The organism is Bradyrhizobium macuxiense (assembly GCF_007993935.1).
In the GTDB taxonomy this organism is placed as follows: Bacteria; Pseudomonadota; Alphaproteobacteria; order Rhizobiales; family Xanthobacteraceae; genus Bradyrhizobium; species Bradyrhizobium macuxiense_A.
Genome location: NZ_VITY01000004.1, coordinates 285,814 through 311,145, shown reverse-complemented (window position 1 = coordinate 311,145; position 25,332 = coordinate 285,814). Strand labels below are relative to the sequence as shown.

Annotated in this window: 22 protein-coding genes; 13 read left to right on the top strand and 9 right to left on the bottom strand. The window is 65.9% G+C overall.

Features of this window, described 5'->3' with window-relative positions:
* Positions 1–24: 24 nt before the first annotated feature.
* A complete protein-coding gene (gene fabB / locus FBZ93_RS12720; protein ID WP_146986303.1) occupies positions 25–1,248 on the bottom strand; it encodes a beta-ketoacyl-ACP synthase I in 1,224 nt (407 codons plus the stop codon).
* A gap of 43 nt (positions 1,249–1,291) precedes the next feature.
* Positions 1,292–1,813 (bottom strand): 3-hydroxyacyl-[acyl-carrier-protein] dehydratase FabA, encoded by a 522-nt coding sequence (fabA, locus tag FBZ93_RS12715; RefSeq protein ID WP_146986302.1) that lies wholly within the window; start codon positions 1,811–1,813, stop codon positions 1,292–1,294.
* Between the two features lie 330 nt (positions 1,814–2,143).
* Here fabA and irrA point away from each other — a divergent pair, with 330 nt between their 5' ends.
* Positions 2,144–2,635, top strand: a complete 492-nt coding sequence (gene irrA, locus FBZ93_RS12710) for an iron response transcriptional regulator IrrA (RefSeq protein ID WP_026192029.1) — start codon at positions 2,144–2,146, stop codon at positions 2,633–2,635.
* 148 nt (positions 2,636–2,783) lie between these two features.
* On the opposite strand, the gene FBZ93_RS12705 is transcribed toward irrA, so the two are convergent.
* Positions 2,784–3,308, bottom strand: a complete 525-nt coding sequence (locus FBZ93_RS12705) for an SH3 domain-containing protein (RefSeq protein WP_433995406.1) — start codon at positions 3,306–3,308, stop codon at positions 2,784–2,786.
* 349 nt (positions 3,309–3,657) lie between these two features.
* Here FBZ93_RS12705 and FBZ93_RS12700 point away from each other — a divergent pair, with 349 nt between their 5' ends.
* Positions 3,658–4,662 (top strand): 2-hydroxyacid dehydrogenase, encoded by a 1,005-nt coding sequence (locus tag FBZ93_RS12700; RefSeq protein ID WP_050425405.1) that lies wholly within the window; start codon positions 3,658–3,660, stop codon positions 4,660–4,662.
* A 427-nt stretch (positions 4,663–5,089) separates the two neighbouring features.
* Here FBZ93_RS12700 and FBZ93_RS12695 read toward each other — a convergent pair whose 3' ends face one another.
* Positions 5,090–6,001 carry a LysR family transcriptional regulator gene (locus FBZ93_RS12695; RefSeq protein WP_146986300.1) on the bottom strand — a complete coding sequence of 304 codons (912 nt, stop codon included), beginning with the start codon at positions 5,999–6,001 and terminating at the stop codon, positions 5,090–5,092.
* A 123-nt stretch (positions 6,002–6,124) separates the two neighbouring features.
* Between FBZ93_RS12695 and FBZ93_RS12690 the strand changes: the two genes are divergently transcribed.
* The gene (locus FBZ93_RS12690) at positions 6,125–7,132 is read left to right on the top strand and encodes an aldo/keto reductase (protein WP_146986299.1); all 1,008 of its coding nucleotides are present in this window, start codon (positions 6,125–6,127) and stop codon (positions 7,130–7,132) included.
* Between the two features lie 9 nt (positions 7,133–7,141).
* Here FBZ93_RS12690 and FBZ93_RS12685 read toward each other — a convergent pair whose 3' ends face one another.
* Complete coding sequence (locus tag FBZ93_RS12685) at positions 7,142–7,945, bottom strand: HesA/MoeB/ThiF family protein (protein WP_146986298.1); 804 nt, start codon at positions 7,943–7,945, stop codon at positions 7,142–7,144.
* 110 nt (positions 7,946–8,055) lie between these two features.
* Here FBZ93_RS12685 and FBZ93_RS12680 point away from each other — a divergent pair, with 110 nt between their 5' ends.
* Positions 8,056–9,429 carry a serine protease gene (locus tag FBZ93_RS12680; protein ID WP_146986297.1) on the top strand — a complete coding sequence of 458 codons (1,374 nt, stop codon included), beginning with the start codon at positions 8,056–8,058 and terminating at the stop codon, positions 9,427–9,429.
* 198 nt (positions 9,430–9,627) lie between these two features.
* Here FBZ93_RS12680 and ggt read toward each other — a convergent pair whose 3' ends face one another.
* On the bottom strand, positions 9,628–11,307 hold the full coding sequence (ggt, locus tag FBZ93_RS12675) for a gamma-glutamyltransferase (protein WP_146986296.1): 1,680 nt from the start codon (positions 11,305–11,307) through the stop codon (positions 9,628–9,630).
* 37 nt (positions 11,308–11,344) lie between these two features.
* Positions 11,345–12,226, bottom strand: a complete 882-nt coding sequence (gene mutM, locus FBZ93_RS12670) for a bifunctional DNA-formamidopyrimidine glycosylase/DNA-(apurinic or apyrimidinic site) lyase (protein WP_146986295.1) — start codon at positions 12,224–12,226, stop codon at positions 11,345–11,347.
* 139 nt (positions 12,227–12,365) lie between these two features.
* Between mutM and ubiE the strand changes: the two genes are divergently transcribed.
* From ubiE to FBZ93_RS12630, 8 genes are all read left to right on the top strand, one after another.
* Positions 12,366–13,127, top strand: a complete 762-nt coding sequence (gene ubiE / locus FBZ93_RS12665; protein ID WP_146986294.1) for a bifunctional demethylmenaquinone methyltransferase/2-methoxy-6-polyprenyl-1,4-benzoquinol methylase UbiE — start codon at positions 12,366–12,368, stop codon at positions 13,125–13,127.
* Entirely contained in the window at positions 13,124–14,698 is a 1,575-nt protein-coding gene (gene ubiB / locus FBZ93_RS12660; RefSeq protein ID WP_146986293.1) for a 2-polyprenylphenol 6-hydroxylase, read from the top strand. Before ubiE ends, ubiB begins: the two co-directional genes overlap by 4 nt.
* Positions 14,699–14,763: 65 nt before the next feature.
* Positions 14,764–16,188: a bifunctional phosphopantothenoylcysteine decarboxylase/phosphopantothenate--cysteine ligase CoaBC gene (gene coaBC, locus FBZ93_RS12655; protein WP_146986292.1), complete on the top strand. Its 1,425-nt coding sequence runs from the start codon at positions 14,764–14,766 to the stop codon at positions 16,186–16,188.
* The gene (gene dut / locus FBZ93_RS12650) at positions 16,185–16,643 is read left to right on the top strand and encodes a dUTP diphosphatase (protein ID WP_146986291.1); all 459 of its coding nucleotides are present in this window, start codon (positions 16,185–16,187) and stop codon (positions 16,641–16,643) included. Before coaBC ends, dut begins: the two co-directional genes overlap by 4 nt.
* A gap of 319 nt (positions 16,644–16,962) precedes the next feature.
* The gene (locus tag FBZ93_RS12645) at positions 16,963–19,473 is read left to right on the top strand and encodes a sensor histidine kinase (protein ID WP_146986290.1); all 2,511 of its coding nucleotides are present in this window, start codon (positions 16,963–16,965) and stop codon (positions 19,471–19,473) included.
* Complete coding sequence (gene tsaE, locus FBZ93_RS12640; protein ID WP_146986289.1) at positions 19,470–20,993, top strand: tRNA (adenosine(37)-N6)-threonylcarbamoyltransferase complex ATPase subunit type 1 TsaE; 1,524 nt, start codon at positions 19,470–19,472, stop codon at positions 20,991–20,993. Before FBZ93_RS12645 ends, tsaE begins: the two co-directional genes overlap by 4 nt.
* A gap of 98 nt (positions 20,994–21,091) precedes the next feature.
* Positions 21,092–21,409, top strand: a complete 318-nt coding sequence (locus tag FBZ93_RS12635) for a PilZ domain-containing protein (RefSeq protein WP_035653764.1) — start codon at positions 21,092–21,094, stop codon at positions 21,407–21,409.
* Between the two features lie 178 nt (positions 21,410–21,587).
* Positions 21,588–22,310, top strand: coding sequence for a nucleotidyltransferase family protein (locus FBZ93_RS12630; protein ID WP_146986288.1), 723 nt, complete (start codon positions 21,588–21,590; stop codon positions 22,308–22,310).
* 12 nt (positions 22,311–22,322) lie between these two features.
* On the opposite strand, the gene FBZ93_RS12625 is transcribed toward FBZ93_RS12630, so the two are convergent.
* Both FBZ93_RS12625 and FBZ93_RS12620 read right to left on the bottom strand, forming a co-directional pair.
* Entirely contained in the window at positions 22,323–23,336 is a 1,014-nt protein-coding gene (locus FBZ93_RS12625) for a DUF2891 domain-containing protein (protein ID WP_146986287.1), read from the bottom strand.
* Positions 23,333–24,259 (bottom strand): hypothetical protein, encoded by a 927-nt coding sequence (locus tag FBZ93_RS12620; RefSeq protein ID WP_246667458.1) that lies wholly within the window; start codon positions 24,257–24,259, stop codon positions 23,333–23,335. The genes FBZ93_RS12625 and FBZ93_RS12620 overlap by 4 nt, the downstream gene beginning before the upstream one ends.
* A gap of 91 nt (positions 24,260–24,350) precedes the next feature.
* Here FBZ93_RS12620 and FBZ93_RS12615 point away from each other — a divergent pair, with 91 nt between their 5' ends.
* Positions 24,351–25,271, top strand: a complete 921-nt coding sequence (locus tag FBZ93_RS12615; protein WP_146986286.1) for a LysR family transcriptional regulator — start codon at positions 24,351–24,353, stop codon at positions 25,269–25,271.
* The last annotated feature ends 61 nt before the right edge of the window (positions 25,272–25,332 follow it).

Here is a 25,332-nt window from a genome sequence, read left to right as displayed (position 1 = left end):
CTCAGCAAGCGAGGAGAGGCGAAATCACGCGTCAAGCCGCCTGAACACCAGCGTCGCGTTGGTGCCGCCGAAGCCGAACGAGTTCGACAGCACGGTCGTCAGCTTGGCGTTGTCGATCCGCTTGCGCACGATCGGCATGTCGGCGAACACCGGATCGAGCTCGGTGATATGGGCGCTCTCGCAGACGAAGCCGTTGTTCAGCATCAAGAGCGAGTAGATCGCTTCCTGCACGCCGGTCGCGCCGAGCGAATGGCCGGTCAGCGCCTTGGTCGCCGAGATCGGCGGACACTTGTCGCCGGTGCCGAACACCTTGCGGATCGCCTCGATCTCCGGCGGATCGCCGGCCGGCGTCGAGGTGGCGTGCGGATTGATGTAGTCGACCGGCGTATTCACCGTCGACATCGCCATGCGCATGCAGCGCTCGGCGCCCTCACCCGACGGCGCGACCATGTCGTATCCGTCAGAGGTCGCGCCGTAGCCGACGACCTCGGCGTAGATGCGCGCGCCGCGCGCCTTGGCATGCTCGAGCTCTTCGAGCACCACGACACCCGCGCCGCCGGCAATCACGAAGCCGTCGCGATTGAGATCGTAGGGACGCGAGGCGGTGGCCGGCGTGTCGTTGTATTTCGAGGACATCGCGCCCATGGCGTCGAACAGCACCGACAGCGTCCAGTCGAGTTCCTCGCAGCCGCCGGCGAAGATGATGTCCTGCTTGCCGATCTGGATCGTCTCGTAGGCATTGCCGATGCAGTGGTTCGACGTCGCGCAGGCCGAGGAGATCGAGTAGTTCACGCCCTTGATCTTGAACCAGGTCGCGAGCGTCGCCGATGCGGTCGACGACATGCCCTTCGGCACCGCGAACGGACCGACGCGCTTCGGGCCCTTGGCGCGCGCGATGTCGGCGGCTTCCACCAGGGTGCGCGTCGACGGTCCGCCGGATCCCATGATGATGCCGGTGCGGATGTTGGAGACTTCGTTCTCCTCGAGGCCGGAGTCGCGGATCGCCTGCTCCATGGCGACGTGATTCCAGGCAGCACCTTCGGCAAGGAAGCGCATGGCGCGGCGATCGATCACCTCGGCAGGATTGAGTGTCGGCGCACCGTGCACCTGGGAGCGAAAGCCGAGTTCCGCGGCCTTCTCCGCGCGTGAAATGCCCGACTTCGCCTCGTAGAGGCTCGCAAGCACTTCCTGGGTGTTGTTACCGATGGACGAGACAATACCCATCCCCGTGATGACAACCCGCCTCATGTTCGCCTCGCCCTGCCTTTATGTTGCCGCATGATGATCCTGCTCAAGATGGCGCCGTGCCCTGCTTGAACAATCCGACCTTCAAGTCCTTGGCGCGATAAATAATCTCGTCGTCCATGGAAAGCCACCCGTCGGCGATTCCAAGCACGAGCTTTGACCGCATCACGCGCTTGATATCGATGTTGTACACAACCTTGCGCGCGTGCGGCAGCACCTGTCCGGAGAACTTCAGCTCGCCGAGGCCGAGCGCGCGGCCACGACCTTCGCCACCGATCCAGCCAAGGTAAAAGCCGACCATTTGCCACATGGCATCGAGGCCGAGACAGCCCGGCATCACCGGATCGTTCTTGAAATGGCAGCCGAAGAACCAGAGATCCGGCTTCACTTCGAGCTCGGCGCGCACCAGCCCCTTGCCGAACTCGCCGCCGGTTTCCGAGATTTCGCTGATGCGATCGAACATGAGCATCGGCGGCAGCGGCAACTGGGCGTTGCCGGGACCAAACAGCTCGCCCCGTCCGCAAGCCAGCAAATCCTCGTATTCGTAACCGCCGCGCCGATCCAGCATCCTCTTTCCACCTCTGATGTCCCGATGAAGCGCTTTTGCTTGGTCGGACCTTAATCTACCCACGGGAACCGGAATAACCCGTCCCGCATCTTGGCGCTACCTGGGTACGCGACCGGCCTGTTATCTCTGCCGAAAGCGCATATGTGGTCCGCGCGCTCTCTAACATAGGGTTAACTGGCCAGCAAAGCGGCATTCCGATGATAAATGACCGCCTTGCCTTAGGTTTCTACCGCAGCTTGGATTCGTTCTAGTTGCGAAAAACTTGCATCTGATAGCCATCCTTTTTATATTTATGAGGAATATTGCCTGAGTTGGGTGCATAGAGTGGATATGAACGAGGAAGTACCGGCTGTGAACGATGATGCCGTGCACCCGGCTGCCCGGGGCGCTGGGCACCACCCTGCCCTGACCGGCTGCCCGTGGCATGACGTCAACGAGATGCTGCAGTCTGCCGGCCTCCGGCCGACCCGTCAGCGCATGGCGCTGGGTTGGCTGCTGTTCGGCAAGGGTGCCCGCCACCTGACCGCTGAAATGCTGTACGAGGAAGCCACGCTGGCCAAGGTTCCGGTGTCGCTGGCGACCGTCTACAACACGCTCAACCAGCTGACGGACGCCGGCCTGCTGCGCCAGGTCAGCGTCGACGGCACCAAGACCTATTTCGACACCAACGTGTCGACGCATCATCACTTCTACCTCGAACACAATCACGAGCTGGTCGATATTCCCGACCCGAACCTCGTGCTGTCGAAGATGCCCGACGTGCCGGAAGGCTACGAGATTTCCCGCGTCGACATGGTCGTGCGGCTGCGCAAAAAGCGCTAACTTGTCGTCCCGGCGAAAGCCGGGACCCATAACCACAAATCTTGGTTGCTGCTAACGGCGTCTCCTACCGCGCGCCAACGATAAATCACGCGGTATGGGTCCCGGCCCCCGTGCGCAATTGCGCACTCGGCCGGGACGACAACAAATCTCAGTCCACCTTCTCGTCGGCATAGACGCCCCACAGGCGCTGCTGCTCGATCCAGCCGTCGAAGCCGTTGCCGGTGACCCGGCACCAGCTGTTGGCGCATTTCTTGACCTGTGCGACCACGCCGGCCTGCAGGCGCGCCGCGATGGAGCTGGTGGCGTCGGGACGATCGTACAGCGAGGCCAGATCGTCCTTGTTCTTCATCGTGACGACCGCGGTGCGGCGGCCGGACAGCAGCGAATGATAGACCCAGCCTTCGGCACCTTCGGAATCGCGCACCCGGCGCCAGTTCTCGAACTCGGCGGTGATTTCGACCGGCAGCCCGGAGCGCGTGTAGACCCAGGCGACGTCATTGTCCTTGGTCGGGCCGGCCCGGACATTCACATGATCGGATTTCAGGCTGACATAGCGCGGAATCGGCAGGCCGCTGGTGGTGGGGCTCAAATCCTTGGCGGAATGTCCGGGGCTGACCGACGCACTCAGCATGCTCCCGACCAGAGTCACCAATGAACCGAAACGCCAGACCATCAACTCGTCTCCTGCCGGGATGCCCAACCGCATTCGGCGAGCCGCAACCCAAACCCAAATCCAAACCCACGCCTAAAGTCTCAGGCCCCTGCGCCTGCGCTGTCCGCTCCCGCACCGCAGGTCCGAGGGGTTCTTGTCTTGGCCCGGCCTTCTGCTAGAGAGGACGGAACGCCAAAGAGCCAGAACACCCGAATTTCCCCTGACGAAAGCCGGGGCAAGTATCGGGGAACCCTAGGAAACGCGAAGGAAACGCCGGGACAGCGCGGCTATCAGCAGTGTCGAACAACCGGGTTAATGAGGCCTCAACGGCTCGGTTTTTGGCGAGCCACGCGCCTCATGAAAGCAGGACATGTCGGTGAAGAAAAAGCCTCTCGTCGTCGTCACCCGCAAGCTGCCGGACTCGATCGAGACCCGGATGCGCGAGCTGTTCGATGCCAGACTGAATCTCGACGACACGCCGATGACGCCGGAACAGATCGCCGAGGCGGTGAAGACCGCCGACGTGCTGGTGCCGACCGTGACCGACATGATCCGCGAGGATGTGATCAACCAGCCCGACTGCAAGCTGAAGATGATCGCCAATTTCGGCAACGGCGTCGACAATATCGACGTCGCCGCGGCGCATGCCCGCGGCATCACGGTGACCAACACCCCAAAGGTGCTGACCGAGGACACCGCCGACATGACCATGGCGCTGATCCTCGCGGTGCCGCGCCGGCTGATCGAAGGCGCCTCGATCCTGACCGAAGGCAAGCAGCACTGGGCCGGCTGGTCGCCGACCTGGATGCTCGGCCACCGCATCGGGGGAAAAAGGCTCGGCATCGTCGGCATGGGCCGGATCGGCCAGGCGGTAGCGCGTCGCGCCCGGGCCTTCGGCCTGCAGATCCACTATCACAACCGCCGCCCGGTGGCGCCCATGATCGCCGAAGAGCTCGGGGCGACCTATTGGGAAAGCCTCGACCAGATGCTGGCGCGGATGGACATCATCTCGGTGAACTGCCCGCACACGCCGGCGACCTATCACCTGCTCTCGGCGCGGCGGCTCAAGCTGATCCGCAAGGAGGCCTATGTCGTCAACACCGCGCGCGGCGAGGTGATCGACGAGGACACGCTGATCAAGCTGATCGAAGCCGGCGATATCGGCGGCGCGGCGCTCGACGTCTATGAGCACGAGCCCGCGGTCAACCCGAAGCTGGTGCGGCTCGCCAGGGCCGGCAAGGTGACGCTGCTGCCCCACATGGGCTCGGCCACCATCGAAGGCCGCGTCGAGATGGGCGAGAAGGTGATCATCAACATCCGGACCTTCCTCGACGCCCACAAGCCGCCGGATCGCGTGCTGCCGAGCATGCTGTAAACACACATCCGGTGTCGTCCCTGCCTAGTGCGCAATTGCGCACGGGAGGGACCCATAGCCACCGATGTTCATGGTTGTACCGAGCTGGGGCCCCAGCCTCCGTCACTGCGCGGGCTGTGGTTATGGTTCCCGGCTTTCGCCGGGACGACGATGGGGGTTTGTCTCGCCCGATTTCTTCCGCCGCGGCTGCTGCTTGCGCCAGTCATTCGGCTACTGCCAAAATATCGAAAACAACCCCATGCAAAGGAGCCGGCGCCGGCCGGCACGTGCTGCAAACACACATTCGGTGTCGTCCCGGCGAAGGCCGGGACCCATAACCACCGATGTTCATGGTTGGACTGAGCTGCGGCTCCAGCTTTCGTCGTTGCAAGAGCTGTGGTTATAGGTCCCGGCTTTCGCCGGGACGACGAGGTGGTGACAGCTCGACCTATTTCTTCCGCCGCGCCTGCTTGCGCCAGTCGGCGACGAACGACACGAAGGCGGCGAGCGCCGGTGGCGGCTGGCGACGGCTGGGATAATAGAGGAACGGTCCGTCGAACGGCAGGCACCAGTCATCGAGCACGCTGACCAGCGCGCCGGATTTGACGCCGTAGCGGATATAGCCCTCGAACGTCGCCCAATAGCCGACGCCGTCATGGACCGCGCGCAGCGCGAGGCCGAGATGGGTCGCGGTCAGCTTGGCCGGCGGCGAAATCTTCACCACGCGGCCGTTCTTCTCGAACTCCCAATCGAACATCACACCGTTGCTGAAGCGGCTGCGGATGCAGGCATGCGCCAGCAGATCCTTCGGATGCATCGGCCGGCCATGCTTCGCGACATAGTCGCTCGACGCCACGACCGCGTAGCGCTGCGGCGCGCCGAGCGGGACTGCCACCATGTCCTGCGCCAGATGCTCGCCGTAGCGCACCCCGGCATCAAATCCCTGCGCGACGATGTCCACGAACGCACTCTCGGCCACGAGGTCGAGATCGACCTGCGGATATCTGGCGAGGAACGGCGCGATCATCGGCGCCAGCACCAGATCGACCGCGGGCGGCGGCGCGTTGATGCGCAGGCGCCCGGACGGTTCGGCGCGCAGGCCGCGCACCTCGGTGATCGCATCCGCGACATTGACCATGGCCGGCGCGACGCGGGCGAGCAGCAGCTCGCCGGCCTCGGTCAGCGATACGCTTCGTGTGGTGCGGTTCATCAGGCGGACGCCGAGCCGCTCCTCCATGTCGCGCAGCCGCTGGCTGAGGCTGGACACCGAGACGCGCTGCTCGAGCGCGGCACGCCGGAAGTTGCGGGTGCGCGCCACCGCCACGAAGGCGTCGAGGTCGCGAAGGTCGAAATCCTGCATTGTTCGATATAGTGAACAAGCTATTCCGGATTGTCCAGCTTATCCCGAAACCCGGGTCGGCCCATATCAGCCTCGCGATTTTGGCGGCGTGATCGCACGCCGCGACACGCAGGGAACACCACCATGGATACACGCAAACTCGGTTTCACCGGCCCCACCGTCTCGCAGATCGGCCTCGGCTGCATGGGCATGTCTGAGGTCTATGGCCCAGCCGATCGCGGCGAGAGCATCGCCACGGTGCATGCGGCGCTCGATGCCGGCATCACGCTGCTGGATACCGGCGACTTCTATGCCATGGGCCACAATGAGATGCTGGTGCACGAAGCCCTGAAGGATGTCGCGCGCGACCGGCTCCAGATCAGCGTCAAGTTCGGCGCACTGCGCGGCCCCGCGGGCGAATTCGCCGGAATGGACACGCGGCCGGCCGCGACGAAGAACTTCCTCGCTTATTCGCTGCAACGTCTCGGCACCGACTACATCGACATCTACCGCCCGGCACGTCTTGATCCCAACGTTCCGATCGAGGAGACGATCGGCGGCCTCGCCGATCTGGTGAAGTCCGGCTACATCAAACATATCGGCCTGTCCGAGGTCGGCTCCGACACCATCCGCCGTGCCCATGCCGTGCATCCGATCGTCGATCTCCAGATCGAATACTCGCTGATCGAGCGTGGCATCGAACGCGACATCCTGACGACCTGCCGCGAGCTTGGCATCGGCATCACAGCCTACGGCGTGCTGGCGCGCGGGCTGATCAGCGGTCACTGGTCGAAGGATTCTGGCAAGATCGGCAGGGACTATCGGCTGATGACGCCGCGCTTCCAGGGTGCGAACCTCGACGCCAATCTCGCGCTGGCGGAGCAGTTGCGCGCCATTGCCGCCGAGATCGGGGCAACACCGGCACAGGTCGCGATCGTCTGGGTGGCGGCACAGGGCAAGGAGATCGTGCCGCTGGTCGGCGCCCGCACCCGCAACCGTCTCACCGAAGCGCTCGGCGCGACCAGGCTGACGCTAACGCAGGCACATCTCGCAGCACTGGCGAAAGCCTTCCCGCCGGATATCGCTGCCGGCACGCGCTATGCGGCCGAGCAGATGGCGCATCTCGACAGCGAGAAGCCGGCCACCCGATAACGGCGGCAATCAGGTCCGATGCCCGCTCAGATCGGTGATCACGGCAGCATCGCCGTTAAGCGGGTTCTGCGGATCGCGCGCGTAGCGCAGGGTTTCGAACCGCATCGCGCGCGCATCCACCATCAGGAGACGGCCGACCAGCCCCTCGCCGAAGCCGACGATCTCGCGGATCGCTTCGAGCGCCATCATCGATCCCATGAGCCCGGCCAGCGCCCCCATCACGCCGGCCTCGGCGCAGGCCGGCACGGTACCCGGCGGGGGTGCCTCCGGGAACAGGCAGCGATAGGTCGGGTTGAAGACGCCGTCCGCATTCTTCTCATGGGCGCGGATCGTGGTCAGAGAACCGTCGAACTGGCCCAGCGCCGCCGTGATCAGCGGCCGCTTCGCGAGGAAGCAGGCATCGGCAACGAGGTAGCGGGTCTCGAAATTGTCGGAGCCGTCGAGCACGAGATCGTAATTTCCGATCAGCGCCATCGCATTGTCGGCGGTGAGCCGCATCGGATGCGCCTCGAAAGCCACATGCGGATTGAGCGCATGGATTTGCGCCGCCGCGCTGTCGACCTTGCGTTTACCGATGTCGGACGTCGTATGGATGATCTGGCGCTGCAAATTGGAGAGCGAGACGACATCGTCATCGATCACGCCGAGGCGGCCGACGCCGGCCGCGGCCAGATACATCAGCGCCGGCGCGCCGAGGCCGCCGGCGCCGATCGCCAGCACGGAGGCCTGCTTCAGCGCATTCTGCCCGGGACCGCCCACCTCGCGCAGCACGATGTGGCGGGCATAGCGTTCAAGTTCATCGGCACTCAGCATCTTGATGTCCTGCGCGCTGTTCCCTGAACCGGAGCGCGGTTGTTGCCGACCAAGCAGATGTGCTTAATTGCGTCGACGTCAATGGTTTCAGTCATTTCCCCGGATTTGTCATGAGATTGATGCTTTCGGCAACATTGATGGTCGCGGCCGTGACGGTTGGAGGTATGGGCGCGGCACATGCTCAGTTGACGCCGCCATCGACGGCCGGGGCCAAGCCGAAGACCGTGACGACCGTGCCGATCCGCCCCGCGCTGCAGAAGCCGGAGGATACCGCCAATGCGATGGCGCAGGCCGAGCGGCTGGCGCTGCAATCCGACCTCGCCTGGGTCGGCGAATATAACGGCGCCATTACCGGCGACCTCAGCGAGCGCATGGTCAATGCGATCAAGGAATTCCAGAAGAACCGCGGCGGCAAGCCGACCGGCGTGCTGAACCCGCAGGAGCGCGGCGCGCTCGCCGACACCGCGCGGCGCAAGCAGGAGAGCGTCGGCTGGCGGATCGTCACCGAGCCTGCCACCGGGGCGCGGCTCGGCATTCCCACCAAACTGGTGCCGCAGCTCACCAGCGACGCCTCCGGCGCCAAATGGACCTCGCCGACCGGCACCGTCCAGGTGCTGCTGGCCCGGCGCAAGGAGGCGAGCCCGACCACCGCGAAGCTTGCCGAGCAGGAGAAGAAGGAGCCGGCCGGCCGCACCATCGACTACACCGTGGTGAAGCCGGACTTCTTCGTGCTGTCGGGCATGCAGGGGCTGAAGAAGTTCTATCTGCGCGGCACCTTGAAGGGCGACGAGGTCCGCATCCTCACCATCCTCTACGACCAGGCGATGCAGACCACCGTCGAGCCGGTGGTGATCGCGATGTCGAGCGCCTTCAACGCATTTCCATCTGGCGTGCAGGCCGGCCCGCCGCCGCGCAAGACCGTCGAATATGCCACCGGCGTCGTGGTCAGCGACGATGGCGCGATCATAACTGACCGCGTGGCGACCAGCGACTGCATCGCGCTGACGATCCCGGGCTACGGCAATGCCGATCGGGTCGCCGACGACAAGGATCACGATCTCGCATTGCTGCGCATCTACGGCGCGCACGGGTTGAAGCCGCTCAATATCGCAGGCCAGGCGACGCAGACCGCGCTCGACGTCACCGGCATCGCCGATCCGCAGAACCAGGGCGGCGGCGCGGCCGCAAGCAGCGTCAAGGCCTCGGTGGCGCAGCTCGGCGGCGGCGATCAGGCACTGTCACCACCGCCCGCGCTCGGGTTCTCGGGCGCAGCGGCGCTCGACGGCGGCGGCAAGTTTGCCGGCATCGCATTGCTGAAGCCCGTCATCGTTGCAGGTCCCGCAAACGCGGCACCACCGGCGCAGGCCGCGCTGGTGCCGGCCGACACGGTGCGCAATTTCCTGAAGGCGCATGGCGTCAACGCGACGGGCGAATCCGCTGATGCCAAATCAGCCGTGGTCCGCGTGATCTGCGTCAGGAAGTAGTTCGGCAGAGCAGCCCGGGTTCTGTCCATTCGTCGTCCCGGCGAAAGCCGGGACCCATACGCCGCAGCAGGCGTTGTAGGCGGGACTCGTCGTTTCAGCAGCGCACAACAATGGCGGGCTGTGGTTATGGGTCCCGGCCTTCGCCGGGACGACGTTGAGGATGGTGCTCGGCTCAACCTGCCAACAGCGTAGTCGACGTCACCTCAGCGCAAACCGCACCCCCGCCCGCGCCAAGCCACCGGCAATGCCGACCGGCGTGCCGTCGGCGCGCCAGCAGGCTGCGCCGGACATGGTGCCGTCGGCGTGAAACTGGATCGCGTTCATGCCGCCGGCGACCGTCGGCACGACTTGCACCTTGTGGCCCTTCGCTGACAGCGCGGCGCGGATGCTCTCCGGCACCGCCTGCTCGACCTCCAGCGCATTGCCCTCGGTCCAGACCCGTGGCGCCTCGACCGCTTCCTGCAGGTCCATACCGTGATCGATGAGGTTGATCAGCGCCTGCATCGCGCTCGGGAAGATGCGCTTTCCGCCCGGTAAGCCCAGCGCATAAGCCAGCTTGCCGTCGCGCAGCGCCATCATCGGCGACATCGAGGTGGTGACGCGCTTGCCGGCGGCCAGCGACAGCGCGTGCCCCGGCCGCGGATCGAACAGATTCATGTAGTTGTTCGGCACGGTGCCGAGGCCCGGGATCAGGATCTTGGGGCCGAACAGATTGTTGATGGTCTGGGTGGTCGCGACCACATTGCCCATCGCATCCGCCGCCGTCATGTGCGTGGTGTGCGCGCTTTCCAGTTGCGTGACGCCGGCGCCCCACGCCTGCGCGCGGTCGGGGTCGATCGCGCGGCGGCGTTCCTCGGCATAGGCCTTCGAGGTCAGCTGCTCCACCGGCACGTTGATATAGGCGGGATCGCCGCTCGCAGCTTCACGATCGGCAAAGGCGATCTTCAGCACCTCGGCGAGATAATGGATCGTCTCGGTCGTGCCGAAGCCGAGGCGCGCGATGTCATAACCTTCGAGAATGTTGAGCATCTCTGTGATGTGCACGCCTGACGCTGCCGGCGGCGGGGGCCCGAGGATTTCCCAGCCGCGATAGTCACAGCGGATCGGCTGCCGCTCGACGGTCTTGTAGGTCGCAAGATCCTGCTGCGCGATGAAGCCGCCGTTCTTTTTCATGTAGTCGACCAGGATGTCGCCGAGCGGTCCCTGGTAGAGCGCGTTGTCGCCATGGTCGGCGATGTATTTCAGCGTCTCGGCATATTCCGCCTGCACCACGCGCTCGCCCGGCTTCAGCGGGATGCCGTTGGGCAGATAGATCGCCGCGATCGGCTTGTCCTTCAGCATCTCTTCGGCGCCGTCGGTGATGCATTCATGCAGGTAAGGCGTCGCCGCATAGCCGCGCGCGGCATGCTTGATCGCGGGCTGCATCACGTCGGCAAGGCTCATGGTGCCGAAGCGGCGCAAGGTTTCGCACCACGCCTTCAGCGAGCCCGGCACTGCGACCGCCTTCGGCCCGTTCAGATTCTCGTTGCCGACGGTGTCGAACACGTCATGCGCCGAGCCGGGCCTCGAGGTGTAGGTATCCGGCTTCACCGCCTGCGGCACCGTGCTCTGGCCGTCGATGAAGCGATGGCTGCGGTCGGCGAGGCGAATATGCGCCATGCCGCCGCCGATGATGCCGACCATCATCGGCTCGACCACGGTCAGCGTGAACAGAGTGGCGATCGCCGCATCGATCGCATTGCCGCCGGCCGCAAGCATCTCGGCGCCCGCAGCTGAGGCCAGCGGATGATTGCTCACCACCATGCCGCGGCTGCTGGTCGCCGGCTGCTTCTCGCACTGAAAACTTGTCGCGGCGCGATCGCGCCAGTTGCCGCCCATCATCCGCACTCCCTTTGTTGTTATTTTTGCGTCGTTGTTATTTTTGACATTTCGGGCACCAGAACGTCGAACGGCCGTTCTGGGTGAAGCGCTTGACGATGCCCTCGCAGCCAGAGGTGCGGCATGTCTCGCCTTCGCGGTCATAGACCTGGAACGAATGCTGGAAATAGCCGAGATCGCCGTTGGTCAAGCGATGGTCGCTGATCGAGGAGCCGCCGGCCTTGATCGCCTGGTTGAGCACCGAATGGATCGCGTCGACCAGCCGTTTGGCGTGGTCGGTGGGCTCTGCCTTCTTGGTCGCAAGCGTCGCGGCCAATCGCCGCGGCGACAGATGCGAGCGAAACAGCGCCTCGCAGACATAGATGTTGCCAAGTCCCGCCACCACGCGCTGGTCGAGCAGCGCGGCCTTCAGGCTGGTCTTCTTGTTGTGACAGGAGCGCGCCAGCATCGCCGCGTCGAACTCGTTGCCGAGCGGCTCGGGCCCGAGCCCCTTCAGCAATGGCTCATCCTCGATTGCGTTGCGGGCGATGATCTTCATGTAGCCGAAGCGCCTGGGATCGTTGAATACAACCGCCGCGCCCGACGACATGTGGAACACGACGTGATCATGCGCGCGATCGTCGCTGCGCGGATGGTGGAATTGTCCCGGCGTCGCCCCGCCTTCGCCCTTCAGCACCCGGAACGAGCCCGACATGCCCAGATGCATCAGCAGCACGTCGCCGGAGTTCAAATCCGCCATCAAATATTTGGCACGTCGGCCGAGCCCGGTGATGGTCTGGCCCTCGAGCCGGGCGATAAAGTCTTTTTGAAACGGAAACCGCAAATCCTTGCGGCGGGCCTCGGCCTTGAGGATTTTGGAGCCTTCCATGGCCGGTTGCAGGCCGCGGCGGACGGTCTCGACTTCGGGTAATTCCGGCATGGCAGGCATTCACCTTTTGGAAGTGACGTGATAGCGCCATTGCGGCCGCCGCGCTATGGTTTGGCTGGAGCGTTTTCGAGCGAAGCGGGCCCCGGTTCGCGTGAAGAAAACGCGACCAAAAAGGTAAGAGTTCTGAGTGATGGATCGGCCGGATCAAACCACCCATTTCGGCTTCAGGGACGTGCCCCTGGGCGAGAAACAGACGCTGGTGAACGACGTGTTTCACAGCGTGGCACAGCGCTACGACTTGATGAACGATCTGATGTCGGGCGGCCTGCACCGGGCCTGGAAGGACGTCATGATCACGACGCTCGATCCGCCGAAGGGCGACCGGCCGTTCGCGCTGCTCGACGTTGCCGGCGGCACCGGCGACATCTCGTTCCGCGCCGCCAAGACCGCGGGCACCGGCTTCCACGCCACCGTCTGCGACATCAATACCGACATGCTCGCGGTCGGCCGCGAGCGCGCCACCAGGCAGCACCTCGATGACCGCGTCTCGTTCGTCGAGGGCAATGCCGAGGCGCTGGGCTTCGCCGACCGTTCGTTCGACGCCTACACCATCGCGTTCGGCATCCGCAACGTGCCGCAGATCGAGCTGGCGCTGCGCGAGGCCTATCGGATGCTCAAGCCGGGCAGCCGCTTCCTGTGCCTGGAATTCTCCACCGTCGACGTGCCCGGCCTCGACAGGATCTACGACCTGTTTTCCTTCAAGGTGATCCCGCCGCTCGGCCGCGCCGTCACCGGCGACGCCGAGTCCTATCAATATCTCGTCGAGTCGATCCGCAAATTCCCGCGGCCGAGCGCGTTCGCCGAGATGATCACCGCCGCCGGTTTTGCCCGCGTGAAGTGGCAGAGCCTCTCCGGCGGCATCGTGGCGCTGCATTCGGGCTGGCGTTTGTGATCTCTGCACTGTCCCACATTACGCGCCTTGCCCGCGCCGGTTTCGTGTTTGCGCGCGAGGGCGTGTTCGGCGTCGTCGATCCTGCGCTGGTGCCGCCGCCCGGCCAGCTCGCGCTGAAAATGGCGCGGCTGATCGAGCGCCGCGACGGCAAGTCCGGTCCACGGCTGTCCCGCGCGCTGACCCGGCTCGGGCCGGCCTATCTCAAGCTCGGCCAATTCCTCGCCACGCGGCCCGACGTGGTCGGCGTTGCGATGGCGCGCGATCTCGAAAGCCTGCAGGACCGGCTGCCGCCGTTCGCGCAGGAAGAGGCCGAAGCCGTCGTCACGCAATCGCTGGAACGGCCGCTGGCGCAGGCCTTTGTGCATCTCGGGCCTGCAGTTGCCGCGGCCTCGATTGCTCAGGTGCATCGCGGCGAGGTCGAGCGCGACGGCGTGCGGCAGCAGGTTGCGGTCAAGGTGCTCCGACCCAATGTCGCCGCGCGCTTCCGCCGCGACCTCAGCGATTTCTTCTTCGTCGCGCACAAGGCCGAGGCGCATTCCGCCGAGGCGCGGCGGCTGCGGCTGATCGAAGTCATCAACACGATGTCGCGCTCGGTCGCGATGGAGATGGACCTGCGGCTCGAGGCGGCCGCGCTGTCCGAGATGGCCGAGAACACGCGCGACGATCCGGATTTCCGCGTGCCTACGGTGGATTGGGATCGCACCGCGCACAGCGTGCTGACGATGGAGTGGATCGACGGCATCGCGCTGAACGATCACGCGCGCCTCGCGCAAGCCAAGGTCGACCTGCCCGATCTCGGCCGCAAGGTGATCCAGAGCTTCCTGCGCCACGCGCTGCGCGACGGCTTCTTCCATGCCGACATGCATCCGGGCAATCTGTTCCTCGACGAGGCCGGCCGGCTCGTTGCCGTGGACTTTGGCATCATGGGACGGCTCGGGCTGAAGGAGCGTCGCTTCCTCGCCGAGATCCTGCTCGGCTTCATCACCCGCGACTATCGCCGCGTCGCCGAGGTGCATTTCGAGGCCGGCTATGTGCCGGGCCACCATTCGGTGGAGAATTTCGCGCAGGCGATCCGCGCCATCGGTGAGCCGATCCACAATCGCACCGCCGAGGAAATCTCGATGGCGAAGCTGCTGACGCTTCTGCTCGAGGTCACCGGCCTGTTCGACATGCAGACGCGGCCCGAACTGATCCTGCTGCAGAAGACCATGGTGGTGGTCGAAGGCGTGGCGCGCGGCTTCGACCCCAAGCTCGACATCTGGAAGATCGCCGACCCCGTGGTGCGCGAATGGATCACGCACAATCTCGGCCCCGCCGGGCGCATCCAGGGCGCGATTTCGGGCGCCGGCGAGCTCGGCCGCGTCCTCGCCAATTTGCCGTCGATCGCCAGCCGCGCCGTGACGGTGCTCGAGCAGCTCGAGACCATGACGCGGGAGGGCCACATGCTGTCGTCGGACTCGATCGATGAAATGGCCCGCGCCGAGGCCCGCAAGGCGCGGGTGCAGACCGTCGGCCTCTGGGTCATTGCCATCGCCTCGATCGCAATCTACTTCGCCATCCGGGCCCATTGATTGCAATGCATGCATGATGTGATAGCATCGCTATCACTGTTTGAGCATGATGCCTGGGGCACGCCATGGCCAGCCTGACCATCCGCAAACTCGACGACACGCTGAAGGCCTATCTGCGGCTTCGCTCCGCCAAGAACGGGCGCTCGGTCGAGGAGGAGGTCCGGGTCATCCTCCGGGAGCTCGCAGACGGCGGTACGGAGCCCACGGAGGCACTTGGCGCCGGTTCCCTGACCGTTGCAGCCCCGGCCCCACGGACCGCCAGCGCGGCCGGCGAGCCCAAGGTGACCCTGATCATCGGCGGCGGCATCGCCGCCTACAAGGCGCTGGATCTGATCCGGCGGCTCAAGGAGCGGCGCATCCAGGTCCGCTGCGTGCTGACCAGGGCGGCCCAGCAATTCGTCACCCCGCTCGCCGCCAGCGCGCTGTCGCATGAGCGGGTCTACACCGACCTGTTCGACGCCGAGAGCGAATTCGACGCCGGCCATATCCGCCTGGCGCGGGACTGCGACCTGATCGTGGTGGCGCCCGCCACCGCCGACCTGATGGCCAAGATGGCGCAGGGACACGCCGACGATCTCGCCACCGCCACGCTGCTGGCGGCCAACCGGCCGATCCTGCTGGCGCCGGCGATGAACCCGCTGATGTGGAACAACCCGGCCACCCGCCGCAATTTGCTGCAGCTCCGCCGTGACGGCGTCCACACCGTCGGCCCCAATGCCGGCGAGATGGCGGAAGCCGGCGAGGCCGGGGTCGGGCGGATGGCGGAGCCAACCGAGATCGCCGCTGCCGCCGACCGCATGCTGCGGCCGCCGCAGCCCTGCCCGCTCGCCGGCAAGCGCGTGCTGATCACCGCCGGGCCGACCCATGAGGCGATCGACCCGGTCCGCTACATCGCCAACCGCTCGTCCGGCAAGCAGGGCTTTGCCATTGCCGCCGCCGCGCGCGCCGCCGGCGCCGAGGTGGTGCTGGTGACCGGCCCGGTCGAGCTCGACGATCCCCAGGGCATTTCCGTGATGCGCGTCGAATCCGCGCGCGACATGCTGCACCGGGTCGAAGCGGCGCTGCCGGTCGACGTTGCGATCTTTGCCGCCGCGGTCGCCGACTGGCGGGTCGCCAGCGAAGGCAGCCAGAAGCTGAAAAAGACCGCGGCCGGCATGCCGCCGCTGCAACTGGTCGAGAACCCCGACATCCTCGCGACGATCTCCAAGCTCAAGGAGAAACGGCCGCCGCTGGTGATCGGGTTTGCCGCCGAGACCGAGCATTTGATCGAGAACGCCAAGGCGAAGTTCGCGCGCAAGGGCTGCGACTGGATCGTCGCCAACGACGTCTCGCCGGCGACCGGCGTGATGGGCGGCGACCGCAATACCGTTCACCTGCTCTCGCGCGAGGGCAAGGACGTCACCGTCGACTCCTGGCCGGTCATGACCAAGGAAGAAGTCGCGACCGCGCTGGTGTCGCGGATCGCACGAGAAGTAGGAACCGGATCGTGAGCGCCACCATCAAGGTCGAAGTCCATCAATTGCCGCACGGCGCAGATCTCCTGCTGCCGATCTACCAGACCGCTGATGCAGCCGGGCTGGACCTGTTGGCCGCGGTGCCGCGGTCGGCGCCGCTGCTGCTGCTGCCGGGCCGCTACGAGATGGTTCCGACCGGACTGACGATCGCGTTGCCGCCGGGCTATGAGGCGCAGGTCCGGCCGCGGTCCGGCCTTGCCGCCAAATACGGTGTCACGGTGCTGAACTCGCCCGGCACAATCGACGCCGACTATCGCGGCGAGATCAACGTGCTGCTGATCAATCACGGCCGGGAGGTGTTCTCGATCCGGCGCGGCGAGCGCATCGCGCAGATGGTGATCGCGCCGGTCACACGGGCCGAGCTGGTTCCGGTCGACGTGCTGTCGTCAACCGAGCGCGGCGGCGGCGGCTTCGGCTCGACCGGCCGCTAGCGCGAAGTGTGCGGACCGCCTCTAGGGGATCACGCTTCGCGCGCGCTCTCCGCACGATTACGGAGTCAATTCGCGTAAAATCCACACCACCGGCGGCATTTTTTCACAGCGGATTCTGCGTTCACGGTCTGGACTCTTACTCGCCGAGTCCCGTTGGGATTATTCTGGATTGATTCGAGCGCGACGGGGGGTCTTCGTCGGGCTGTCGGGTCCTGCTTGGGCATGATCCCCGGACAAGCGTCGTACGTTTGCCGTAAGGGAACACCGGTCTCCTCTTTTCCGGATCATGCCCTAAGGTTTGTGCGTTCTGGGGCAACATATGTCGGGCGTAGTCGCGGCAATGCGTCGAACCCTGCTGTCATGCACCTCACTGGCGCGCGACGGCATGATTGGGCTCGCCATGTCAGCATTGCTGCCGGCCCGCAATTCGTTTGCCGCCGAGAGCCTGGTCGCCCAGGCGATGTCGGATCATTTCGGCTTCAATCACCAGGAAGTTGCGGTTCTCGCGACGTCGTTCGCGCTGGTCGGCTTCTCCGCCGTCGCCGCGATCCTGTTGATGCGCACCCGCCTGCGCGCGACCCGCAACGAGGAGCAGCTGCAATCCGAGATCACGGATCTGCAGGCGCAGTCGGACCGGCTGCGCGCGCTGCTGTTCGTCGAGCCGCAGGTGCTGATCTCCTGGGCCGCCGGCGACAACCGGCCGCAGATCTCGGGTGACATCTCGCTGGTGATGTCGCAGGAGGGCTCGCCGCAACGCATCCTCGCCTTCGGAACCTGGCTGCCGCCCGAGCCGGCGCTGCAGATGGACCACGCGGTCGACGCGTTGCGCGAGAAGGGCGAGGCATTCCTGCTCAACATCTCGACCTCGGCCGGCCGCGCCATCGAGGCGATGGGCCGCGCCATCGGCGGCCAGGCCATCGTGCGGATCCGCGAGCTCGGCGGGCTGCGCCGCGAACTCGCCGAATCCAACCTGCGCTACAAGACGCTGCAGGAGGAGACCGAGCTGCTGCGCGATTTCGCCGCCGCAGCCCCCTGGCCGATCTGGGCCAAGAGCCTCGAGGGCAATCTGCGCTATGCCAACGCCGCCTATGTCCGCGCCACCGAGGGCAAAAGCGTGTCGGACGCGCTGCAGCGCAATCTCGAACTGCTCGAAAGCGACCAGCGCGGCGAATTGACCCGCGCGCTCAATGACAATGCGAGCTATGCCGCGCGGCTGCCGATCGTCGTCAGCGGCGAGCGGCGGATCTACGACGTGCAGGCGCTGAAGCTCTCCGGCGGCAGCGCCGGGATTGCGATCGACGCCAGCGAGGCCGCAGCGCTGCGCGCGGCGATCGCGCGGATGGTCGAAGCGCACCGCCGCACCCTCGACCAATTGTCCTCGGGCGTCGCCGTGTTCGATGCCGACCGGCGGCTCACCTTCTACAACGAGTCCTATCGGCGGCTGTGGGGCCTCGACCAGGCCTTCCTCGACAGCAATCCCGACGATTCAAGTGTGCTGGACCGGCTGCGCGCCAACCGCAAGCTGCCCGAGCAGCCTGATTTTCGCGCCTGGAAGGCCAAGCTGCACGAAGCCTATCGCGCGGTCGAATCCGAGACCTACACCTGGTTCCTGCCCGACGGCCGCGCCATCAGCGTCGTCACCACGCCGAACCTCGAGGGCGGCGTCACCTATCTGTTCGACAACGTCACCGAGAGCCTCGATCTCGCGCGCCGCTACGACCGCCTGACCCGGGTGCAGCGCGAGACCCTCGACAATCTCGGCGAAGCGGTCACGGTGTTCGGCAGCAACGGCCGCGCCGAGCTGTTCAACCCGCCCTTCGCCAAGATGTGGAAGCTGCCGGCCGACGCGCTGCAGGGCGAACCGCACATCGAGCAGGTGGAAGCGCTGTGCCGGCCGCTGTTCGACGACGCGCTGACCTGGCGCACGCTGCGCGAATCGATCACCGCGATCGAGAACCGCGCCCAGGTCGCGCTCAAGCTGGAGCGCAAGGACGGCAGCGTGCTGAACTGCATGACCATCCCGTTGCCCGACGGCAAGACCCTGCTGGCCTTCCAGGACATCACCGACACCGAGAATGTCGAGCGGGCGCTGCGCGAGCGCAACGAGGCGCTGGAAACCGCCGACCAGATGAAGGTGGACTTCGTCCACCACGTCTCCTACGAGCTGCGCGCGCCGCTCACCACCATCATCGGCTTCGCGCATTTCCTCAGCGATCCCTCGACCGGACCGCTGACGCCGAAACAGGCCGAGTATCTCGACTACGTCACCAAATCGACCAACGCGCTGCTGGCGCTGACCAACAACATCCTCGATCTCGCCACCATCGACGCCGGCGCGATGAAGCTCGAGCTCGGCCCGGTCAATATCGGCCAGGCGATCGAGGCCGCCGCCGAAGGCATCCAGGACCGCCTCGCGACCGACCGCATCACGCTCAAGGTCGATATCGAGCCCAACATCGGCGCCTTCGTCGGCGACGAGCGGCGCGTGGTGCAGGTGCTCTACAATCTGCTCGCCAACGCCGTCGGCTTCTCGCCGCATGACGCCACCGTCACGATCAGCGCGCACCGCACCGAGCACAGCGTGGTGTTTGCGGTGACCGACGCCGGTCCCGGCATTCCGGCCGAGATGCGCGACAAGGTGTTCAACTGGTTCGAGAGCCATTCGCACGGCTCGCGGCATCGCGGCGCGGGGCTCGGCCTCTCGCTGGTGCGCTCCTTCGTCGAACTGCATGGTGGCCGGGTGCGCGTCGATTCGACCGTCGGCCGCGGCACGACCGTGACCTGCGACTTCCCGATCGACCAGACCGCACACCGCAACGCTGCTGAATGACGGCGACCTCGACATTCTCGGTGGCGCTCGCGAACGAAACCGCGACGTCAGAGCTGATGGCCGACCTTGCGCTCTTGATCGGCGCCGGCGACGTCGTCACGCTCTCGGGCGACCTCGGCGCCGGCAAGACCGCGGCCGCCCGCGCCCTGATCCGCTACCTCGCCGCCGACGACACGCTGGAAGTGCCGAGCCCGACCTTTACGCTGGCGCAGACCTATGAGCTGCCGCCGTTCCCGCTCGTTCATGCCGATCTCTACCGCATCAACGATGCCAGCGAGCTCGAGGAGATCGGGCTGTCGCCGCTGCCCGACGACATCGTGGCGCTGATCGAGTGGCCGGAACGCGCGCCCGGCGCGATGCCCGCTGACCGCATCGATATCGCCTTCAGCCACCGCCCGGCGCTTGGATCGGCGGCGCGGGCCGCCGAGATCACCGGCTACGGCAAAGGCGCCGCGAAGGTCGCGCGGCTCAACGAGCTGCGCCAGTTCCTCGATCGCGCAGGCTTCCTCAACGCGCGGCGCGAGCGCATGCCGGGCGATGCCTCGACGCGCTCCTATGCACGGCTGCGCAACGACGACGGCAGCGTCATCCTGATGAACTCGCCGCGCCGTCCCGACGGCCCGGCGATCTACAACGGCAGCTCCTACAGCGCCGCGGTGCATCTCGCCGAGGATGTCAGGCCCTTCGTCGCGATCGGCAACGGCCTGCGCAAACATGGCTTCTCCGCACCGGCGATCCGGCACATCGATCTCGAATCCGGCTTCCTCATCACCGAGGATCTCGGCGCCGAAGGCATCATCGAGGGCGATCCGCCGCAGCCGACCGCCGAGCGCTACGAGGCCGCCGTCGACATGCTGGCGGCGCTGCATCGCGAGTCACTGCCCGACACGCTGCCGCTGACGGCAGACGAGAACTACGACATCCCGGTGTTCGATATCGACGCCTGGCTGATCGAGATCGGGCTGATGCTGGAATGGTACCTGCCCGAGCGCGGCGTGCAACCGAGCGAGGAGCTGCGCACCGAATTCCTCGGGATGTGGCGCGGCCTCTTGGAAAAGCCCGCCGCGGCGCCGCAGACCTGGGTGATCCGCGACTTCCATTCGCCGAACATCATCTGGCTTGCCGAGCGCACCGGCATCCTGCGCGTCGGCATCATCGACTTCCAGGACGCGCTGCTCGGGCCTGCGGCCTACGACGTGGTGTCGCTGTTGCAGGACGCGCGAATCGACGTGCCTGAGCAGCTCGAACTGTCGCTGTTGACCCGCTACATCAAGGCGCGGCGCGCCACCGACGCGAGCTTCGATCCGGCCGGCTTCGCCGAGCTCTATGCGATCATGTCGGCGCAGCGCAACACCCGCCTGCTCGGCACCTTCGCACGGCTCAACCGCCGCGACGGCAAGCCGCAATATCTCAAGCACCAGCCGCGGATCTGGACCTATCTCGAACGCTCGCTCGCCCATCCGGCGCTGACGACCTTCCGCATCTGGTACACGGCCAACGTCCCTCCCCCGGTACCTTAGTTTACGGGTTATTAGCCCTTTATTAGTCTTGGGTCCCCTAAGCTCGCAGAGTCCGCACCTCATCCATGGCGCGGCCGGATCGGGAGCGGGACCACACGATGGGGACGGAACGACGCAGGGGCGATCGTGTCACGTTTGAGCGCGGCATAGCCGCGCACATGATGGGCATCGACGGCACCTGGCGGCGCGACTGCACCATGGAAGACGTGTCCGAGACGGGCGCCAAGCTGACCGTCGAGGGTTCGGTCGAGGGCTTGGCCCTGAAGGAGTTTTTTCTGCTGCTGTCGTCCACAGGATTGGCCTATCGCCGCTGCGAGCTGGCATGGGTCAATGGCGACCAGATTGGCGTCAACTTCCTCAAACAAGGCGACAAGAAGAAGAAAACTGCCAGACGCGGTGCGCAAGCCGACGTCTAGAGCATGATCCGGAAGAGTGGAGACGGTTTTCCGGCAAGATCATGCTCCAACAAAGGGTCGTCGTTATTGCCGTCTTACGGCCGTCATGTCTCATGACTATGGCGTCTGATTGATGTGCTTGCCGAATCGCCGTGATATGATCGGCGCATGAGAGATGATGACCGAGAATATCCGGAAAATGCCCGTCACTCCCCATAAAGCCATGGTGCTCGCTGCGGGCCTCGGCGTGCGCATGCGCCCTCTGACCAACACAATGCCGAAGCCGCTGGTCAGCGTCGCCGGCCAGCCGCTGCTCGACCATGTGCTCGACAAGCTCGCCGGCGCCGGCGTCAGCGAAGCTGTCGTCAACGTGCATTATTTGCCCGACCAGATCATCGAGCACGTCAAGCCCCGCAGCCGCCCGCATGTGATCATCTCCGACGAGCGCGACCAGGTGCTCGGCACCGGCGGCGCAGTGGTGAAGGCGCTGCCGCTGCTCGGCGATGCGCCGTTCTTCCATCTCAATGCCGATACGATGTGGATCGACGGCGTGCGCTCCAATCTGGCGCGGCTGGCCGAGACCTTCGATCCCGCGCGGATGGATATCCTGCTGCTGATGGCACCGACCGCCTCGAGCATCGGCTATAGCGGCCGCGGCGACTACTCGATGCTGCCGGACGGCGCGCTGCGCAAGCGGCGGGAAAACCAGGTGGTGCCGTTCGTCTATGCCGGCGCCGCGATCATGTCGCCCGCGTTGTTCGCGGACGCGCCGACCGGCGAGTTCTCGCTGACCAAGATGTTCGATCGCGCCAACGAGCAGGAGCGGCTGTTCGGCCTGCGCCTCGACGGCGTCTGGATGCATGTCGGAACCCCCGACGCGATCCAGGCCGCGGAAGAAGCCTACCTCGAAAGCGTCGCGTAAGCGGCTTCATCCTCAGCTATCCGTATCGATGGCGAGCACCGCAAAACTCGCCAGCCAGTGCTCGCCCATATAGTCGCCGGCGATATGCGGCAGGCCGGCGTCGAGATGACGTTGTGCCGCATCCAGCAGGATCGGACGCCGCGCATCGCCCTCCGGCAACGCGCCCGCCAGCGCACGCCAGCACCACGCCCGGCTGAGATTGAGCCCATCGAGATGCGCAAGCTTGCCGTCGCTGCGATCGGTCACCGTCGCGGGCCGGAACAAGGTTGCGGGTTCGCGTTGCGCGAGGTGCGGCAGGAAGCGATCGAACCAGGGCGGGAAGTCGCGAGGCGACAGCAGCCGGCGCATGCACTCGGCTTCGATCAACGCGGACGACTGGAAATCGTCGCCGCTCGGCTCGCCCCAGGCGGGACAATCCTGATCGGCTCCGTACCAGCGCAGTGCCGTCTCGCGCAGCAGCGCACTGAGCGCATCGTCCCGCGTCGCCGCGGCGTAGTCGGCGGCCATGCGGAGCCCGAACGCGGTGTTGAAATGGGTGCCGACCCGCACCGGATAGGTGGCGAGCGGCAGGAAATCACGAAAGCGCTGCGCGAAGATTGCGGCAAGCGGTGCGATTTGCTCGCGCCAGCCGACGTCGTCGAGCAGCGCGAGCTCCGCCGCGAGCTTCAACAGCCAGCCCCAGCCGTAAGGCCGCTTGAAGCCGCGCGCGGTCGGGGCCGCCAGATAAGCGCACTCGGCCGCGATCTTCTCCGCAACGAACTGCGCGTCGAACAGAGCGCGGATCGCATCCGCCGCTTCGGAGGCCGGATAACGGCGCAGCAGCCAGGCCAACATCCAATAACTATGGACGCAGGAGTGCCAGTCGTAGCTGCCGAAGAACACCGGATGCAGCTCGCGCGGCGTGCGCGCGTCCTGCGCCCCCGCCAGCACATGATCCGGCTTGTTCGGATATTCGCGGCCGACATGGCCGAGCGCGATGCGCGCGAAACGGACGGCGAGCTGTTCGGTCAGGATCGTCTCGCTCATGGTGCGGCATTCTCCTTTCGCGCGCGGCGAACGAGCATCTCGATCAGGCGCGGCGTCATGTAGATCGGAAACTGTGTCGCCGCAAAGAACAGCGCCGTCATCGGCGACACCGCCGCGCCCATCGCCGACCAGACCAGTCCGACATTGCGGTTGCCGAGAATGAGGCCCGTGGTCAATCGCTCGGCGAGCGGGCCCGGCGTCAGCAGTGCGCCCAGCCCTTGCAAGGCGAGATTGCAGGCGAAGGCAAGGCCGACGCAGGTCGCCGCAGCGATCGGCTGCGCCTCGATCTGCGCGCGCACCCCGGCCATGGTGGCAATCGCGAACAGCAGCAGCGAAGCAAGCACGAGGGCGTCGATGAGACGCGCATGCTGCACCAATTGCGCCGCCGCCTGACGGCGCAGCAGCAACGCCAGCGCGCCGGCGCCGCCGACCAGCAGCGCCAGCCGCGCCGCGAGCGCCAGCGGATCGAGCGCAAGGCCGGCAAATCCTGCTGCGATCAGCGGCACGGTGACCGGGGCCAGCGCCATCGACAGCAACGTTACGGCGAGCGGAACGGTGGCATCGAAGCCGAGCATGCGCGCGACCGCTGCGGTGCCGCTCGACGGCGGCGCGCAGACAGACAGCACCAGCGCGACGACGAGCTCCGGCGCAAATCCGGCGCCGCGCGCCGCGAAACCGACCGCAAGCGGACTCACCAGCATCGCAAGCGCCGGCAACAGCAGCCAGACCAGCGGACGCCGCAACGCGCCCCGGAACGCGGCGCCGTCGACCTGGAGGAAGGTGCCGAGCACCAGCATAAAGATCGCGGCCGCCATCAGCGGGCGCAGGCCGTCCGCCAGGGACGGCAAGGCCAGCCCGGCCAACACGCCGATGATCAGCAATGTCGGCCCGCGCGGCATCAGTCTCGCAAATGGTCGTCCCAAATCTTCCGGCCTCGTCGTCGTGCCTGCGACGACCCTAGGCCGATCCAGATCATTGTTGAAATCGATTATTATTATTACCATTATTGTTGTGATGAATTTAGCCACCGTCGATCTCAACCTGCTGGTCGCTTTCGAGGCGCTGATGGAGGAGCGCCACGTCACCCGCGCGGCCGAGCGCATTGGCCTCGCCCAGCCATCGATGAGCAGCGCGTTGCGGCGGCTGCGCGCGCTGTTTGCGGACGAATTGTTCCTGCGCGCGGGCGCGGGCATGCAGCCGACCGAGAAAGCGCTGGCGCTGGCGGGCCCGATCGGAGAGGCGCTGCGGCAAATCCGGGGCGCGCTGGCGCCCGATCGGAGCTTCGATCCGGCCACCGCGCGACGGCGCATCACCATCGCTGCGACCGACTATGGCGATCTCGTCCTGGTGCCGGAGCTGACCCGCTTGCTGCGCATGGAAGCGCCCGGCATCGACCTTGCCGTGCGCCCGCTGACGGATGCGACGGCGGCTCTCGCAAAGCTCGAGCGCGGCGAGCTCGATGCGCTGATCGGCGGCCATCTGCCGGAGACGCCGCGCTGCGTCCGGCACCGGCTGTTCGAGGAACGCTTCGTCTGCATCCGCGACGGTGCGCGCGCGAGCCGGTCGGAGGCGCTCAGCCTGGTGGACTATGCGATCCTGCCGCACGCGCTGTTCTCGGCGGCCGGCGGCGATGGCCTGCCGAGCGTGATCGACGCGCTGCTGGCGCGTCATGGGTTGAAGCGGCGCCTGGCCGTGACACTTGCGCATGTGGTGGCCGTTCCGTTCGCCGTGGCCGGCACCGATCTCATCGCCACGCTCTCCGAGCGCGTCGCCAGGCGCTTCACGCATCTTGCCGACATTGCCGTCGTGATGCCGCCGATCGAGATCCCCGCCTTCGCAATCGACCTGATCCATACCAGCCGCGCCGCGCAGGATCCGGCGCTGCGCTGGTTCCTGGATGCCGTCGATCGCTGCGCGGGCCCGCTACGACATTAAGCGTAAGGGGTGGCTAACGACGGCCGCCGCTTCCTATATTGGCGCCTGATTCGAACAAGGC